Genomic DNA, 17,395 nt, shown 5'->3' on the forward strand with positions numbered 1-17,395 from the left:
TCCCACAGATTTTTTTTATAAAACAAGTATGGCCATTTTCCGTATATAGCGGATGCAGCAGCATCTTATGACCAGGAGGTTTTTCTAATGAAGTTTCTGATTCAATGCTATGATCAGCCGCTGATACAATGGGTGTTAAAAACTTTTTTTTATCTTGCAATTATACTGGGACTGATTATTATCTACGGTTTCGCCGCTGCCCACACGGGAACCTTTATTTACAATGAATTCTGAGGAGTGATCATGATGAATCTACTGCAGCAAATCGAAAAGTGGGCCGAACAGTCGCCGGACAGAACATGTTATAGATGGAGAGGAAAAAGCCTGACTTACCGCGAGCTGAAAAAAAAGTCGGATGCTCTTGCATGCTGGCTGGCGGAGACATACGTGAATGATTCGGCACCTATCATCATTCATGGGCACATGCAGCCTGAGATGCCGATTCTCTTCCTCGCCTGCGCTAAATCAGGCCATGCCTATATTCCCGTTGATCTGGCTATCCCTGCCGAACGTATTTTGCTCATTGCGGAGAGCTCAGAAGCCGGACTTATATTCAGTGAGGAACCTGGACTGCTTCCTTTTCTTTCCCAAAATGTTGTCGATCCGGATAAACTGGCAGGCATTCTTAAAGACTATGAAAACCAAATTCCTGACGGTAAATCAGAAGTCGCCGGCAATGATACTTTTTATATTATTTACACGTCGGGAAGTACCGGAAAACCCAAGGGTGTCCAGATACCACAAGACGCATTAGCCAGTTTTGTTTCATGGGCCCAAAGTGACTTTGGCTTGACAGAAAAGCAAATTTTTCTAAACCAGGCCCCTTATTCATTTGATTTGTCCGTGATGGACCTCTACCCCTGCCTGACAACCGGAGGTACGCTGCAGACGGTCGACAAAGAAATGATCGCCAGACCGGCCGAACTGTTTGAGACATTTGCTTCTTCAGGGCTCAATGTCTGGACGTCAACACCTTCGTTTGCTGAAATGTGCCTGATGGAGCCTTCTTTTTCCGAACAAATGATGCCTGAGCTGCATACATTTCTTTTCTGCGGGGAAACATTGCCGGTTCATGTCGCCAGAAATCTGTATGAGCGGTTTCCGAGAGCAAAAATTATCAACACATACGGGCCGACAGAGTCGACGGTTGCAGTGACAAGCATCACAATCAGCAAGGAGATGGCCGCATCCGGCCATCCTTTTCCTGTGGGACGTTGTAAATCAGACTGTGCTATCCGTATTCTTGATGTGAACGGACAGCAGGTCCCTGAGGGAGAAAAAGGAGAGATCGTGATCTGCGGACCGAGCGTCGGCAAGGGCTATTTAGGTGACCCGGAAAAAACAAAGGCGGCCTTCGGCATCATTCAAGGCCAGCGCGCCTATCATACAAGCGATATCGGCTCGCTGCAAAACGGTCTGCTGTATTATCACGGAAGAATGGACAGTCAGATCAAGATTCACGGATTCCGGATGGAACTGGGAGAAATCGAACACGCTCTGGCCTCGTGCCGCTACGTCCGGCAGGCTGTTGTCATTCCGGTAAAAAAAGAGGAGCGATACGATCATCTGATCAGCTTCGTTGTTGCCAAAAACAACCCCTTTGAAAAAAATTATCAGCTTTCTTCATCGATCCGCAATGAACTGGCACGCTTTTTGCCGGACTACATGCTGCCACGGAAATTTATCTTTCAATCATCTTTGCCTATGACTGCAAATGGGAAAGTGGATCGAAAAGTTTTGCTCAAAGAGGCTGTCCAATGAACTCTTTTATTCCTTATGCTTCTTTCCAATTTTTCCTGGTAGCTGGAGCACTGCTTATTCCGGTTATTGTGGCAGGACTGCTGGGTAAGCGGATTGGCATTTACAGCGACATCATTGCTATATTTATGATCATCCTGGTTTTCTATAGACAGCCGTCTCAGTTCATTTCACTGATTGCTTTTTTGATCTGGCAGACGGTTCTCGTCAAAAGTTATCTGACACTCAGCAAGAAGAGCAATCGGTCCGGTTATTTTTACACAGCAATTGTTCTGGCCATCGTGCCGCTCTTTCTTGTCAAACTGTCAGCCGATGTGCCGATGTTAAACTTTATTGGTTTTCTCGGTATTTCCTATGTGTCATTCAAGTCAATACAGATCATTATGGACATTCGTGACGGACTGCTGCAGGAGGTTCCCCTGCGCCATTTTCTTAGATTCATTATTTTCTTTCCGACTATTTCATCGGGGCCAATCGACCGCTATCGCCGGTTTGAAAAGGATCTTGAAAAGGTTCCGTCAGGAGAAGAATACAGAACGCTTCTGTATCAGGGCCTGAATAAAATTTTTCTAGGCTTTCTGTATAAATACATTATCGGTTATCTGGTCAACAAATATTGGATCGGCTCACTCGCACTGGAACCGAATACCGTATTCAGCATTTGGATGTATATGTATGCCTACAGTATGTATCTATTTTTCGACTTCGCCGGATACAGCCAGTTTGCGATCGGTTTCAGCTACCTGATGGGGATTCGGACACCGGAGAACTTTAACAAACCGTTTCTCAGCCGCAACATTAAGGACTTCTGGAATCGTTGGCACATGACGCTGTCATTCTGGTTTCGCGATTTCATCTACATGCGCTTTGTCTATACGGCGATTAAAAATAAATGGATAAAAAACCGGTATCTGATATCCGACCTTGGCTTGGCACTTAACTTTCTGGTCATGGGATTCTGGCACGGTTTCCTGCCGCAATACATTATATACGGAATCTATCATGCTGCTGTCTTTATCTCATTTAATCGATTCGACCGGTTTAATAAAAAACATCGGATCTGGCCGAAAGACAACAAATGGATTCATGCACTCTCAGTGGTTATCACTTTTCACGTAATCTGTTTCAGTTTTCTCATTTTCTCCGGAAGACTTAACTTTCTGTGGCAATAAAAATTTCAAAAAAGGTGGCTGATCAGCGTGGCTGAAATCACACAAGCTTTTAAAGATACTGTATTGGATATTCTCGCGGAAGTCTGCGAATCAGATGAAGTTAAAGATGAATTGGACATCCATCTGTTTGATGAGGGGCTGATGGATTCCTTCGCAACTATTTCCCTGCTCGTCGAAGTTGAAAACCGTCTGAAGATTAAAGTTCCGATTTCCGAATTCAATCGTGATCAGTGGTCAACTCCAAACAGGATCATCAACGAATTGGCCGGACGAAAATGAGACAGCCAAGATTTGGCCCGATGATTTTGGCCTCTGTCATTGCCGCCTTCATCGTCTTCATGCCCTCCAGTCTGGAAGAAGCAATGATTAGCAAAAACGATGTCAGCAAGGCTGCTTCAAGTCTTGATCCGCACATCTTTCAGGGTATATTGATGCAGCAGAAAATGATTGACAGTCAGCGTTATTTGCCCATATATGGTTCGTCGGAACTCCACAGGCTGGACAAGTATCATCCAACCAACTATTTTAAGATTGCGCCGGACGGGTTTACCCCGTTTCTGATCGGCAGGGGCGGTATGTATTCCCTCGTTCACTTTCTGAACCTGGCATCTACCGCAGATTCACTGCGAAACCGTAAAATTGTTTTTATATTGTCTCCGGAATGGTTCAACAGTACGGGGCTTGATACGCTGCATTTTTCACCTAATTTTTCAAAGGAGCAGGTGTATCACTTCATTTTTACGAACAATATGGACCGCAGCTTAAAAGAAAAAGCTGCCCGCCGGCTCCTGCAATTCAGTTTTATACGCAACGACGGAACAATTGCGCCACTGCTCAATGGGATTGCCTTTTCCGGGCACAGTTCCTTGCTGACACAGTTCGGAAATTCAATCAGAGGCTGGATATCATATAAGATACTGACACTGCATGACCTGATTCAAATGTATCAAATCACGCCCAACTACTACCAATCTCAATATCAGAATCCGGATCCCCAGCTAAGAGGGAAAAGTTGGGAACAGCTGCTGCAGTCGGCAAGAAGAGAAACGCAAACGATGACGAATTCAAATCCGTTTCACATTGACAATACGCTTTATGCACAATCAATAAAGGGAAGACTGGCACGTTATAAAAATTATTACGCCAACCAGAACTATAGCCAGTCACCCGAATACGGAGATCTTCAGCTTGTCCTCGATCTGTTAAAAGAAAAACATATCCGCGCTCTTTTCATTTCCGTACCTTTTAACGGAGCATGGTATGACTATACAGGTGTTTCCTTAAAAACGAGGGAGGTCTGCTACGAAAAAATAGCACACGAAGTCCGCAGCAACGGATTCCAGCTGGCCGATTTCACCCGTTTCGACAGCGAGCCGTACTTCCTTCAGGACACCATGCATATCGGACCTGAAGGATGGGTATATATTGATCAGGCGATTGAAAATTTCTATAATGAAAAAACATAAATGTATTTACAGATCACACAAACTTTGGAGCGCGGCCTTTTTTCAGAAAAGAGATCGCGCTCTTAATTTATCCATGATTGATCGCATGGCTGACAGAAATAACGGTGAAGAAATAGATAAAAGAATGAGACTAAAAATAAAACGTTTTCACAAAATGTTCACCGATTTATTAAAATTTTATGTCAGCGCTTACTTTTTTATTGATTAACTTTCGAAAATCAATTAAATTATATATGTGAAAAAATTCACAATGTATTCTACCATTTTTTATACCCTTACTAAGGAGGAAAAAATAATGGCAATTGAAGAAAAAAATCTTAATCAGTCTGAATCACTGGAAATAACGATTGACCGGCTTGTCGCCAACGCGCAAACGGCTGCCGAAGCATTTCGCCCTCTTGATCAGCAGCAGATTGATGAAATTGTCCGGCAAATGGCACTTGCAGGTCTCGATCAGCATATGAGGCTGGCAAAGATGGCTGTTGATGAAACAAAGCGCGGTGTATATGAGGATAAAATTATTAAAAACATTTTTGCAACCGAATACATTTACAACTCGATTAAGGCCAATAAAACGGTCGGCGTCATTGCCGAAGATCCATATGAGGAAATTGTCCAGATTGCGGAACCTGTCGGCGTCATTGCCGGCGTCACACCTGTCACCAACCCAACATCAACCACGATGTTCAAATCGCTGATCTCGATCAAAACCAAAAATCCGATTATCTTTGCATTTCATCCGTCGGCCCAGAAATCGAGCAGCGCTGCGGCAAAGATTCTCCTCGACGCCGCTGTCAAAGCAGGCGCCCCGGAAAACTGCATCCAGTGGATTGAAACACCGTCGATTGAGGCGACGCAGATGCTGATGCATCATTCGGGCGTCTCGCTCATTCTGGCAACAGGCGGCCCCGGTATGGTCAAGGCGGCATATAGTTCCGGGAAACCTTCGATCGGCGTCGGTCCGGGTAATGTGCCCTGCTATATCGAAAAAACCGCAGACATTAAGCAGGCGGTCAATGACTTGATTCTCTCCAAGACTTTTGATAACGGAATGATCTGCGCATCCGAACAGGCTGTTATCATCGACCAGCAGATCTACGACGAAGTGAAGCAGGAACTGATCAGCAATAAGTGCTATTTTCTAAATGCTGAAGAGAAGAAAAAAGTTGAAAAACTGGTCATTGATGAGCGGCGCTGCGCGGTCAATCCGCAGATTGTCGGCAAGCCGGCCGCGTTCATCGCCGGGCTGGCGGGTGTCTCTGTCCCGGAAGATACAAAAGTGCTGATTGCCGAACTGAAGACAGTGGGGCCAGAGTCGCCGCTGTCGCGTGAAAAACTCAGCCCTGTTCTCGCCTGCTATAAAGCAAAAACAACAGAGGAAGGCTTTAAACGCGCTGAAGAAATGATTGCCTTTGGAGGCAGCGGCCATTCGGCGGTCATCCACTCAAACGATCAGTCGGTGCTTGATGCATTCGCCCGGCGCGTGAAAGTCGGCAGGATCATCGTTAATGCACCGTCTTCTCTTGGCGGGATCGGCGATATCTACAACCATTTCATCCCATCGCTTACACTCGGATGCGGCACATACGGAGGCAACTCCGTATCAACGAACGTCGGCACGGCGAACCTGATCAATATCAAAACAATGGCCAATCGGAGAAACAACATGCAGTGGTTTAAAGTTCCACCGAAAATCTACTTTGAAAAAAACGCAACCAAATATCTGTCACAGATGCCGGACATCTCGCGCGCATTTATCGTTACCGATCCGGGCATGGTCAAATTCGGCTATGTCGACCGCGTCCTCTATTTTCTGAGAAAGCGCCCGAACCCGATCCACTACGAAATTTTCTCGGATGTAGAACCGGATCCGTCCGTGGCAACAGTTATGAAGGGCACAGAAATGATGCGGAAATTTGAACCGGATGTAATCATCGCGCTGGGCGGCGGTTCGGCAATGGATGCTGCCAAAGGGATGTGGCTGTTCTATGAAAGCCCGGAAACCGACTTTTTCGGTCTGAAACAGAAATTCCTGGATATCAGAAAACGAGTTTTCAAGTTTCCGAATCTTGGTCAGAAAGCAAAATTTGTTGCCATTCCGACAACATCCGGTACCGGATCGGAAGTTACCTCTTTCTCGGTTATAACCGACAAGGAAAATAACATGAAATATCCGCTTGCCGATTATGCACTGACGCCAAATGTTGCGATCATCGATCCCGAATTCGTGATGACCGTGCCGCCGCGTGTGCTTGCGGATTCAGGTCTGGATGTATTGACGCATGCGCTTGAAGCTTACGTTTCCAACATGGCCAATGATTTTACCGACGGGCTCTGCATCAAAGCGATTCAGCTGGTGTTCGAGTATCTGCCGCGTTCCTATAAGGACAGCAACGACAAATTGGCTAAAGAAAAAATGCATAACGCCGCAACGATCGCCGGTATGGCTTTTTCCAATGCTTTCCTTGGCATCAATCACAGCCTGGCACACAAACTCGGCAATGAATTCCACCTGGCTCATGGCCGCTGCTGCGCGATTTTGATGCCTCATGTCATCCGCTACAATGCGAAAAAGCCGACGAAGTTCGCTGCATTCCCGAAATACCGCCACTTTATCGCTGACGAACGTTATGCAGAAATCGCCCGGATTATCGGCGTTCCCGGCAAAACCACAGAAGAAGGCGTCGAAAATCTGGTTCAGGCGATCATTAAATTGGAAAAAGAATTGAACATACCAACGAGCATCGAAGCCAACGGCGTCAGCAAAGAAGCTTTTGAAAAAGCTGTTGACCGGCTCGCGGATCACGCTTTTGAAGACCAGTGTACGACGGCAAACCCCAAATTGCCGCTCGTACCTGAACTGGCCGACATTTACCGCCAGGCATTCAAAGGCGTCTGAAGCCTGTTTGAAATAATGTACCCTTCCTCCTTGAGGAAGGGTACATTATTATTTTCGTTAATTTCTCAAACACTTCCATAGCAATTTGAAATGACATCTTTCTCCCTTTAAGCTCGTCCGTCGTTTCACCCATCATTTTCTCCGGCTTTCATAAATATGGCGGCCAGAACGACAAGTGCAAAAACGGCAGCTATGGAGACCGTAAAAAGGATTTCTGTGATCAAGCGCCTCAGACCTGTCACCAGCAGATAGCCAGTAATAAAGCTCGATTGCGATCAAAAAGGCTCTTTTGTAAATTCGAGGAATTTTTATCCAATACTCTAGAAGTTTCTACAAAATCGGACTCCTCCATATTTCTGACCATTAATCTTAATGCCTCTTATAGCAGCCTATAAATAGAACATTAAGACTTTATTTTTGGTGGCATCCACGATTAAATCTGTTTACGCAGTGGACGAAAAAATGCTCGGATCTCCTCGGCAAGGAGCTCAGGTTCCTCAAAAGCGGCAAAGTGACCTCCCTTCGGCAGTTCAGTCCAACGCTGCACATTGTATGTGCGTTTCGCCCATTCAATCGGCGCACGATTCACAGGCTCAACTGTCAAAGTCACTCCGGTAGGTACCTCGACCCAGCGAGGCGACTGGTCGGGCCCCTTCCGATGTTGGTGGTCGTAATACAAGCGCATGGAAGAATTAATGGTTTCAGTAACCCAATAAATGGTCAGATTCGTCAGCAACTCGTCTTTGCTGAAACGTTGCTCGATATTACCTCCACAGTCGCTCCAGGCTCTGAATTTTTCGATAATCCAAGCAGCCAGACCTACTGGTGAATCGTTCAGCCCGTAAGCGAGTGTCTGCGGGCGGGTGCCCTGCAGATGTTCATAGGCCCCCTCCTCTTTCTCCCATAGTCTAATTTGAGACAAGTAATTTTTTTCCGCGGATGACAGCGGAGCAGCCTCCGGGCCAAGAAAAGGACTGGCAACGGCCGTAATATGAATGCCAATGATCTTCTCCGGGTGCCGGCGCCCAAGATTTGTGGAAACACCCGCTCCGATGTCTCCTCCGTGAGCCCCGAACCGATGATAACCGAGCACGCTTACCATAAGCTGCGCCCAGAGATCTGCAATGGCCTCCAAAGTCATGCTCTTCTGGATTGAGCGCTGCGAAAATCCACACCCGGGAAGTGATGGAACCACGACATCGAAGGCATCATTTGCGTCACCTCCGTTTGCTGCCGGATCGGAAAGTAAGTGAATCATTTTCGTCATCTCAAAAAAAGAGCTTGGCCAGCCGTGAGTCAGAATCAGAGGCATGGGTTTCGGCCCGCGTCCCCGTTCGTGAATAAAATGAAGCTTTACCCCGTCAACATCGGAACTGAATTGTTGGAATTCATTGAGTTGCCTTTCCTGCTCGCGCCAGTCAAAATCATCAATCCAATAATCGGTAATTTGCTGTAAATACTCAAGGCTGGTTCCCCGGTTCCATTCTGATCCTTTCACAGCATCAGGCCATCTTGTCTTCTTCAGGCGAGAACGCAAGTCATCAAGAACGAATTGTTCAACATGAATCTGAAAAGGTTTTACCGCCATGGTCTCCCCCCTGTACATAAAATTATTTTCCTGAAACTTCACAACTTGGAACGCTCTGTGGTTCATTCTCTTGCTCCCAAGAAACATTCACTGCCTTCCCCCACATTATAAATACACTATCCATTCCGATTCCAAACCTTTTATAAAGAAAATCCCACGCTAACCTGCTGTTATTTTCGCACTTAAAACGAATGGAACGATGATCCTATGACGCAAAATAAAAAAACGCCATCCATGACTGGATTTATCCATTGTTCAGTCCGTATCTCCTGCGATACTGCATGATCAGACAGCCCGGTTAATCATTGACTTTGCCGCTTTTCTCCTTAAACACATCAATGCTTTAAACTGGAATCGTTTACAGTCAGACAAAATTCTTCTAAACTGAATGTGAATGAATTCACAGCTGTATTCATTTAAAGGAGGATATATATAATGAACATATTGCTCTTTCATGTAATTAAAGATGAGGAAGAAACTATTCGCTCATGGTCGGAGCAGCATAAAATAAAAGTCGATACCAGTCCTGATATTCTTTCCCTTGACACTGTGGAACAAGTCAAGGGATACGATGGTATCTGCATTCAGCAGACGATTTCCATTGACAATCCCGAAGTTTATAAAAAACTGAAAGAATACGGTATTCGGCAGATCGCAACACGCACAGCCGGATTCGATATGATTGACCTAAATGAGGCGGAGAAAAACGGATTAATTGTCACCAATGTTCCCGCATACTCTCCGTATGCCGTAGCTGAGCTGGCTGTTACCCAGGCGATGCAGCTTGTTCGCCACATCCCCCAGTTCAGTAAACGGATCGAGCGCCATGATTTTCGCTGGAGCGGCTTAATCTCGCGTGAAATACGCTCGCTGACTGTCGGTATTGTTGGCACCGGACGAATCGGAGCAACGGCCGCTCAACTTTTTAAAGGTCTGGGCGCGCGGATCATCGGATTTGACTATTATCCGAACAGTAAATTAAACAGCCTGCTTGATTATCGTCCGACCCTTGAAGATGTATTGAAGGAAGCGGACATTGTCTCCCTCCACACACCGCTTCTGGACACAACGGCCCATATGATCAATAAAAACACACTGAAGCTGATGAAAAAAGATGCTGTTCTGATCAACATTGCACGGGGTGGCCTGGTGGCTACAGATGACTTGATCGATGCACTTGAAAATCATCAAATTGCCGGGGCCGCACTGGATACTTTTGAAGATGAAAGTTTTATTAATCAGGATCTGAGTGACAAAGGCACTGATGACCAGCGCCTGCAGAAACTGATTGATTTGGATCAGGTTGTTCTGACGCCTCACATTGGCTTCTACACAACAACAGCCATTCAGAACATTGTCGAAGGCGGGCTGAACAGCGTCGTTGATGTACTCACAACTGGGACAAGTGACAATCAGGTTCGCAACTGACCTTTTAAAAACTTAAAAAGCAGCCGAAATCCGGCTGCTTTTTTCTATCTACTGATCCATCTTTTTTCAGAGTCTGTCCAACACATCTTCCTCATTTTTCAGCAAGCCTCTCAGGCTCATAGAAATCATGGCCAGAAACTGATCGGTGAAAGGTCTGAGATCATCAATTTTTGTTTCAGGATGAAGCTTTAAATAGCCCAGGGACAGATTTGAATAGTAGTAATAATGGGACTGCAGCACAGCCTGAAGCGTATCGAGATCGACATTATCCTTCAGATCAAATCCATCAATCATTTTTTTGAAAAATTCAGGCACCAGCGACTCCATTTCTTTGAACAGCTTTGTCATTTTATCTGTTAATTCTTTCGGTGGCCTCGTAAAGGCAGTGAGAACGAGTTGATAGATATCCGGGTAATTTTTACAAAACTGAAGTTCCTGTTCGCTGTACTTTTTAAAATTCCCGATGACATTTCCCGTAAAATCCCATTGGTTATAATCCAGTTCATCCATTGAAAAATGGATGGCATAGACGACACTTTCTTCAAAAAGTTTTTCTTTGGAATCATAGTAATGAAAAACAAGCCCCTTGGACACACCGGCAGACTTCGCTATCCGATTCGTTGACGCCTGCGCAAATCCTTTGACAGCAAATTCATGAATGGCAGCTGTCAGAATCGCCTTTTCTTTGGTTTCTTCCATTTACGCTTTCAGATCCTTCCTTCCGTAGATCAAGAAAGTCAATAAAACGGATACGGTCAGCACAATCAGATCGGTCCAGACATAATTCCACTGGATACCGGTTTTGAAAATCGCGCTTGGCAGCGCGGTATCTACAGGCGAAAAATAAACAAGTGTCTTAAATGTATCCTTCAGCTTACCAACAACGCCGAGAATAAAAGTCAGGAACACGAGACCGAGTGACAGGGATGTCGCCGATTTATTTGATGAAAGCAGTGAGGACAGAAGAAATCCGATACTAAGAAACGTCAGCCCCATCACCCATCCGGCAACAGTCAGCTGAGCGAAGGCTTTAAAGAGGCCGGAGACAGAGGCAGCGGATTCTTTAAAAATCATACAGACCAGAAAGGCAACGACCATAGATACAATCCAGTAGAACGAGTAGATCAGAGCATTCGCCAGCATTTTCGATGAAACAATCGAAGCACGTGAAATCGGCTGGGCATACAGATAGCTGATGGTTCCCTCCGATTCTTCACGCGACAGAGCATTCGTTCCGAGCATCGCCGCAAAAATACCCGTTGCGATCATCACGTATTGAAATTCATACCCAAAATAGCCTTTAATTGTAGCGAACGCCGCCATATCTGACAGGTTAAACGCCTTCAGCATTTCTTTCGGCATCGCCTTCAGATCCATTTGCTGCAGGCCCATGCCCTTTATGGACGGGAACAGAGAAACAAGACCCAGTGTCAGCAGTGCAACAACAATCACCCAGACAAGCAGCGTTTTTGTATGTGTTTTGCATTCCAGTCTGAAAAGTGTCATGCTCTTTCCGCCTCCTGATTTTCATACAGCGACATGAATTGTTCTTCCAGGTCGCGATTGTCAACCGTCACATCGTCCAGCCCGGAAGCAATTTTGGACAATGTCTCAAAAAGCAAGGGCAGTCCTTTTTCATATGTCAAGCGTACCTCATTCTTCCCCTGTTTTATAATCTTCCCGCCAATAGCTGTCATCTGTTCAAGAGGCAGATTTTCACCTTTCAAAGTAATGATTTTCACATTTTTGTTGATTGCCGTCAGATCTTCCACGCCCATCAGATGCCCGGCCTTGATAAATGCCACTTTGGAACAGTAATCCTCAACCTCTTTCAGATTGTGGCTGGACAGGAAAATAGTGACACCCTGCTCCTGCTTCTCCTTCATCAGCCGAAACAACCGCGCATGCATTAATGGATCGAGCCCGTTGGTTGGCTCATCCAGGATTAACAGTTCGGGGTGGTGAATCATTGCGCAGACGATCGCTACTTTTTTCTTATTTCCTAGTGAAAGATCACCGAATTTTTTCTTTAAATCGACCTCGAACAGTTCACAGTATCTTTCCAGTTCTTTTTCGTCTTCTTTCAGATGATGAAAATCCAGCGTATAGCGCACCAAATCCTGAACACGGAACTGCGGATAGAAGCGAACATCGCTTGGAACATAGCCGATTCTTTTTTTCACAGCCACATCCGCTCCCGGCATCTCTTGACCGAGCAGCTTGATACTGCCACCGCTGCGTTTAATAAAATTCAAAATCATATTCATCGTGGTTGATTTTCCCGCGCCGTTCGGACCGATAAAGCCAAAAAATTCTCCTTCATCCACATTCAATGACAAATCTTTGACCGCGGCAAATTTGCCAAAATTCTTACTGATGTGATTCAGCTCAATAACTGGCATCCTCCGTCATCTCCTCTTCCGATCGATATTGACCCACTGGTCAAAATGAATATAGCATATATTGACCAATGGGTCAATGGTTGGCCGAATAATGATCATCAAATAGTTTGACAGATCATCTGCCATTATTTCTATGATTTTCTTTCAGAGTGCTATTCTTGACTTGTTAACAATTGTGACGATTTTGTGACCAGTCTAATCAACAATCGGGAGGCAATTCATCATGGCTTTTTCAGAAGCAACACAGACCATTTTAAAGGCTAAAGCAAAAAAGGGACTCACATTTGCGCAAATCGCGGAAGCAGCTGGCTGTTCGGAAGTATTTTGCACGGCCGCTATTTATGGTCAGCAGACTTTAAGCCCTGAACAGGCAAAAGTGGTCGCCGATCTACTCAATCTGCCTGTCGAAGCTGAAAACGATCTGAAATCAATTCCTTTCCGCGGCACTAACTTTTCTGTCCCTCCGACCGATCCGACGATTTATCGGCTTTACGAAATTGTCCTCGTGTACGGGGATACCATTAAGGCACTGATCCACGAAAAGTTCGGCGACGGCATTATGAGCGCAATCGATTTCAGGATGGATCTGGACAAAAAGGAAGACCCGCACGGTGACCGCGTTGTGATCACGCTGAACGGTAAATTTTTGAAATATAAAACATTCTGAGTCCGGCAATGTCCCTCATCTTTAATCGCATAATTCCGCCGTCCCGTGGCAAAATAACGACTACTTGTTACGAGGAGGGATTGCAATGGCTAAGCCGGATGATCGTTCGGACAATGTTGATAAGATTGCAAGAAGTATCGGTCATACACTACAGAACATCGATGATGCCAAAGATTATATCAAAGCCCATGGCGAGGAAATGAGCAAAGAGGAGAAGCAGCAGATTCTCGATAAAAATCAGCGGCGTGAGGAAAGCATTAACGGCCTTCGTGAAGAAATTAAAGACGAGGCCGCCTATAGCAAAACAGCAAAGTTTTAAACAGAGCCGAAACGACGCGGCGCCAACCTATTTTATGGTTGGCGCCGTTTATATAATACGGTAATCGCGCATAAGTATTGAAAGTCATGCATAAAATCGAAAAATCGCTCATAAAATTTTCTAGCATAAAATTTTCTTGATCACTTTCTTTAACTCTTGGCTGACAAATTTGCAGAGCATCGCGTCTTATTTCATTAAATAAACCTCGCCATGAGATACTCGTCAACATAGTGATCGCCCTCCCACATGGCTTCTTTGTCTTCACCATAGATAGAAAAACCCATCTTTTCATAAGCGCTGATTGCATGTTCGTTTGACACCATAACATAAAGGTAAAATTTCTTTACAATCCCTTCATCTTTGGCAATTTCCGTTAATTTCTCGATCATCTGTCTGGAGATTCTCCGGCCCCTGTATTCAGGCTTCACATAGACGGCTTCGAGCGTTGCCCGGTGGCGCATCTTCGGCAGTATCTCCTTCACTAGGGTTACAATGCCGATCAGACTCTTGCCGTCAAAAGCACCGATTGTAATCGCGTGATCTCTCGACAGGCGCTCTTCAAAATCGGAAAGCGAATACTGAACTTCAACAGGATACTCCGAAGCAAATGCCTCCGGACTTTTCATCAGTGCTTCCAGGCGAAGATTTCTATAGGCAGCTGCATCATTTTCTGTTAATGGTTCATAACGAATCATAAACAATGCCTCCTGACGGATCATTCTGTTTTTACTATGATGAATTTATTGTTTGCCGGAAGGCCAGATCTTATCGATGAAGGTGACCGCAATTGAAGACTTTTGGCATTAAGGAGCCGAAAGTAAATTATTCCGTGCAAAGGTGCCTCGCAGTGATCTTTAAAGATCGTACGCGGTCGGAGCTCGTGCTGATCCGGGCCCACCATGGTTCGCAGTGTTTATCTCCGGCATGCAGAGCGCTATTTTCTATCCATATTTCCAGTTTCCCGCCCCATGCTCGGCGAAGGTCATTTTTACACTGTGCAAATGTTTGAAAAAGTTCCGGAACCGATAGAAAAGGATCATTTTCTGGAGTGGGTCGCGGCAGTGATTTCAAATCTCTGATGTTTCACGAACATCAGGCATGGGCGATCAAGCAGGCACTTCTAAAATAACCCTTCCAATATAATTTCATTTTTGATAATAAATGTTTGATTCTTCATCCCTTCTATTACTCTAAAACCGGCGGCGAGATATTGGCAGCTGATTTTAATTTGTTTGGCGCCGGACAAATTGTTCCCGCTGAATGCTGTCTCTCAAAAAACTTTCTACTTCTGTAATTCACCAACCCGCTGATCAATCGGGCAAAAATCGCTGTATGGAAAGCACATTTCATCAGAAAGCAAATCGTCCGAATAATATTTTTTATTTTTTAAACGGCTGAAAGTTTTTTTCTTGACGGAACATAAATTTGTTTATATAGTATAAAAGTTAAATGATATAAATATTTCATTCTCTAACGATTAAGCTGTGGAATCAAAAAAGGGAGGTGATCTGATGTCTCACAGGATCGATGCAATTACAGAGCACTTTGACCAGGCTTTGATCACCACGATGCAAAACCTTGGACCGAAACTTATCCATCGTGTACATCTGGGATTAACTCCCAGTCAGGTTTTTATGCTGCGTTTTATCCAAAAAGAGAAGCAGTGCAGTCTCTCAAGTCTTGCTGATAAAATGGAGGTGAGCGCGAGTGCTGGCACTGTGATGCTCGACCGGCTTGAAAACCACGGACTGGTTGTCCGCACGCGCGATAAAAATGACCGGCGGGTCGTTATCACTCAGCTCACGCCGGAAGGTGAGCATGCCCTGAACGACGTTTTAAAAATCCGCAAAAAAATGGTACAGCACTGCTTGGCCCAGTTTGAACCGGATGAACTGACTCCGTTTGTACAGACTTTGGAGAAACTTGCGGCGATTTCTGCCGAAATGGACGTTCAGGCGGTCATTGGATCAGGAAAAGATTTGGAGGGATAAATGTGGCTTCGTTTCAAACGACGAACCAAATTACAGGTTCTAAAAAGTGGTGGGCACTGGCTACGGTTCTTTTGACTATGTTTTTCTCGTCAATGGATCAGACGGTTGTTTCCACGGCAATGCCCACCATTATTGGTGATTTGCACGGTTTTAATTTGTACGCTTGGGTCTTCACGGCGTATATGATGGCTTCCTCGGTGACGATTCCGATTTATGGCAAGCTGTCGGATGTATTTGGACGAAAACCATTCTATTTGTTTGGGCTGATTATGTTCGGCGTTGGTTCTGCGATATCGGGCCAGGCGCATTCGATGATGGAATTAATTTTTGCACGGGCTTTTCAGGGCATTGGCGCAGGAGCGATGATGAGCATGCCGCGCGCCACGATCGGTGATATTTTCACACCTAAAGAACGTGGCAAATGGATGGGCGTAATGATGGCCGTATTCGGTATTTCAAGTATCATCGGACCGGCAATAGGCGGCTGGATTACGGACACCTTTTCATGGCACTGGGTTTTTTACATTAACTTGCCATTTGCCGTACTGGCAATCATTGGTGTGATCGTAACGCTGCCAAAAGTCCGAGCGGAGCACCGCGTCAAGGTAGACTGGTTAGGCTCTGTATTTCTGGTTATCGGGCTCATCCCCATCCTGCTCGGGTTTACCTGGGCAGGCACCAAATATGCCTGGGGATCTCCTATCGAACTGACACTGTTCATCGGCGGCGCGATTATACTCGCACTCTTTATTTTGTGGGAGCGCAAAGCCACAGACCCGCTGCTCAATCCGCTTCTGTTCAAAAATCGGATTTTTAACACTTCACTGATTTTGGGCATTTTGATCGCAATGACCATGTTCGGCAGTATCATGTTCCTGCCTGTTTATGTTCAGGGCGTGCTGGGGCTCAACGCACAAAACAGTGGATGGGTCATGTCGCCTATGATGATTGGCTTTATTGTCGGCAGTATGACATCCGGTCAAATCATGTCGCGCACAGGGCGTTACAAGTATCTTGCCTGGTGCAGCGGCGCTGTGATTGTCTTAGGTTCTTTTTTGCTGAACCAGATGAATGTTCATACCACCTGGTCCACAGTCGTTTTAAACATGGTTATACTTGGAGTCGGTATTGGTTCCTTGATGCCGTTGATGAATATGGTGGTGCAAAATGCGTTCCCTTACAAAATGATGGGCACTGTAAACTCAACACAGCAGTTCGTGCAATCACTCGGCGGCGTGATTGTCTCTCCGATTTTCGGTTCCATACTCAACAAAGCGTTTTCGAACAAACTGAGTACGTCATTGCCAACTTCTCTGCATCAGTATAAAAGTAAGCTGGCCGGCTTGAATCCGCAGTCGCTCATAACTGCTCAGGCACAAAAATCCATTGCAGCCGAGTTCAAACAGTTTGGTTCTGCGGGGTATCAGATGTATCTTCAACTGATGGATGCAGTCAAAGCATCACTTGCGTATGGCATTCAACATCTGTTAACGCTCGGTTTGATTTTCTCCATCCTGTGCTTCGTCGGAACCTTTTTTCTGCCGGAAATCGGGCTTAAAGGCAAGGAATACTTTCACTCGGAAGATTCCGCTAATGATGATGCACCAAGTACAAGTACTCGGCCATCCTAACTCAGCAAAACGCTTGTCCGGCATTCATGCACATTTTACAGGAATAAAGCAGCGGACAGTCGTATAGATTTATC

The 17,395-nt window shown here is 45.4% G+C and carries 16 protein-coding genes; 11 read left to right on the plus strand and 5 right to left on the minus strand.

Annotated elements, in window-relative coordinates; translation table 11 throughout:
• Nucleotides 1–87 precede the first annotated feature (87 nt).
• The 6 genes from dltX (at nucleotide 88) to adhE (ending at nucleotide 7,295) form a co-directional block, all read left to right on the plus strand.
• On the plus strand, nucleotides 88–234 hold the full coding sequence (gene dltX / locus COP04_RS17975; protein WP_100489281.1) for a teichoic acid D-Ala incorporation-associated protein DltX: 147 nt from the start codon (nucleotides 88–90) through the stop codon (nucleotides 232–234).
• Between the two features lie 12 nt (nucleotides 235–246).
• Entirely contained in the window at nucleotides 247–1,761 is a 1,515-nt protein-coding gene (dltA, locus tag COP04_RS17980) for a D-alanine--poly(phosphoribitol) ligase subunit DltA (RefSeq protein WP_100489282.1), read from the plus strand.
• Complete coding sequence (dltB, locus tag COP04_RS17985; RefSeq protein WP_100489283.1) at nucleotides 1,758–2,930, plus strand: D-alanyl-lipoteichoic acid biosynthesis protein DltB; 1,173 nt, start codon at nucleotides 1,758–1,760, stop codon at nucleotides 2,928–2,930. The genes dltA and dltB overlap by 4 nt, the downstream gene beginning before the upstream one ends.
• A 36-nt stretch (nucleotides 2,931–2,966) precedes the next feature.
• Nucleotides 2,967–3,209, plus strand: coding sequence for a D-alanine--poly(phosphoribitol) ligase subunit DltC (dltC, locus tag COP04_RS17990; protein ID WP_100489747.1), 243 nt, complete (start codon nucleotides 2,967–2,969; stop codon nucleotides 3,207–3,209).
• Nucleotides 3,206–4,396, plus strand: coding sequence for a D-alanyl-lipoteichoic acid biosynthesis protein DltD (dltD, locus tag COP04_RS17995; protein ID WP_100489284.1), 1,191 nt, complete (start codon nucleotides 3,206–3,208; stop codon nucleotides 4,394–4,396). The genes dltC and dltD overlap by 4 nt, the downstream gene beginning before the upstream one ends.
• A 295-nt stretch (nucleotides 4,397–4,691) precedes the next feature.
• On the plus strand, nucleotides 4,692–7,295 hold the full coding sequence (adhE, locus tag COP04_RS18005) for a bifunctional acetaldehyde-CoA/alcohol dehydrogenase (RefSeq protein ID WP_100489286.1): 2,604 nt from the start codon (nucleotides 4,692–4,694) through the stop codon (nucleotides 7,293–7,295).
• A 433-nt stretch (nucleotides 7,296–7,728) separates the two neighbouring features.
• Here the strand turns inward: adhE and COP04_RS18010 are convergent, their stop codons facing one another.
• Nucleotides 7,729–8,883: an epoxide hydrolase family protein gene (locus tag COP04_RS18010; RefSeq protein WP_100489748.1), complete on the minus strand. Its 1,155-nt coding sequence runs from the start codon at nucleotides 8,881–8,883 to the stop codon at nucleotides 7,729–7,731.
• 435 nt (nucleotides 8,884–9,318) lie between these two features.
• Here COP04_RS18010 and COP04_RS18015 point away from each other — a divergent pair, with 435 nt between their 5' ends.
• Nucleotides 9,319–10,311, plus strand: coding sequence for a D-2-hydroxyacid dehydrogenase (locus COP04_RS18015; protein WP_100489287.1), 993 nt, complete (start codon nucleotides 9,319–9,321; stop codon nucleotides 10,309–10,311).
• Between the two features lie 66 nt (nucleotides 10,312–10,377).
• Here COP04_RS18015 and COP04_RS18020 read toward each other — a convergent pair whose 3' ends face one another.
• Genes COP04_RS18020 through COP04_RS18030 form a run of 3 tightly spaced genes read right to left on the minus strand, consistent with a single transcriptional unit; the run spans nucleotide 10,378 to nucleotide 12,713 of the window.
• Entirely contained in the window at nucleotides 10,378–11,010 is a 633-nt protein-coding gene (locus COP04_RS18020; RefSeq protein WP_100489288.1) for a TetR/AcrR family transcriptional regulator, read from the minus strand.
• Nucleotides 11,011–11,817 carry an ABC transporter permease subunit gene (locus tag COP04_RS18025; protein ID WP_100489289.1) on the minus strand — a complete coding sequence of 269 codons (807 nt, stop codon included), beginning with the start codon at nucleotides 11,815–11,817 and terminating at the stop codon, nucleotides 11,011–11,013.
• Entirely contained in the window at nucleotides 11,814–12,713 is a 900-nt protein-coding gene (locus tag COP04_RS18030) for an ABC transporter ATP-binding protein (protein ID WP_100489290.1), read from the minus strand. Before COP04_RS18030 ends, COP04_RS18025 begins: the two co-directional genes overlap by 4 nt.
• Before the next feature lie 223 nt (nucleotides 12,714–12,936).
• Here COP04_RS18030 and cynS point away from each other — a divergent pair, with 223 nt between their 5' ends.
• Complete coding sequence (gene cynS, locus COP04_RS18035) at nucleotides 12,937–13,380, plus strand: cyanase (RefSeq protein WP_100489291.1); 444 nt, start codon at nucleotides 12,937–12,939, stop codon at nucleotides 13,378–13,380.
• 85 nt (nucleotides 13,381–13,465) lie between these two features.
• Complete coding sequence (tlp, locus tag COP04_RS18040; protein WP_100489292.1) at nucleotides 13,466–13,699, plus strand: small acid-soluble spore protein Tlp; 234 nt, start codon at nucleotides 13,466–13,468, stop codon at nucleotides 13,697–13,699.
• Nucleotides 13,700–13,893: 194 nt separating this feature from the next.
• Here the strand turns inward: tlp and COP04_RS18045 are convergent, their stop codons facing one another.
• Entirely contained in the window at nucleotides 13,894–14,394 is a 501-nt protein-coding gene (locus COP04_RS18045; protein WP_157800375.1) for a GNAT family N-acetyltransferase, read from the minus strand.
• Between the two features lie 816 nt (nucleotides 14,395–15,210).
• On the opposite strand from COP04_RS18045, the gene COP04_RS18060 reads away from it, so the two are divergent.
• The gene (locus COP04_RS18060) at nucleotides 15,211–15,690 is read left to right on the plus strand and encodes a MarR family winged helix-turn-helix transcriptional regulator (RefSeq protein WP_100489296.1); all 480 of its coding nucleotides are present in this window, start codon (nucleotides 15,211–15,213) and stop codon (nucleotides 15,688–15,690) included.
• 2 nt (nucleotides 15,691–15,692) lie between these two features.
• A complete protein-coding gene (locus tag COP04_RS18065) occupies nucleotides 15,693–17,321 on the plus strand; it encodes an MDR family MFS transporter (RefSeq protein WP_239984932.1) in 1,629 nt (542 codons plus the stop codon).
• Nucleotides 17,322–17,395: the final 74 nt, after the last annotated feature.

It is taken from the genome of Sporolactobacillus pectinivorans (assembly GCF_002802965.1).
Taxonomy (GTDB): Bacteria; Bacillota; Bacilli; order Bacillales; family Sporolactobacillaceae; genus Sporolactobacillus; species Sporolactobacillus pectinivorans.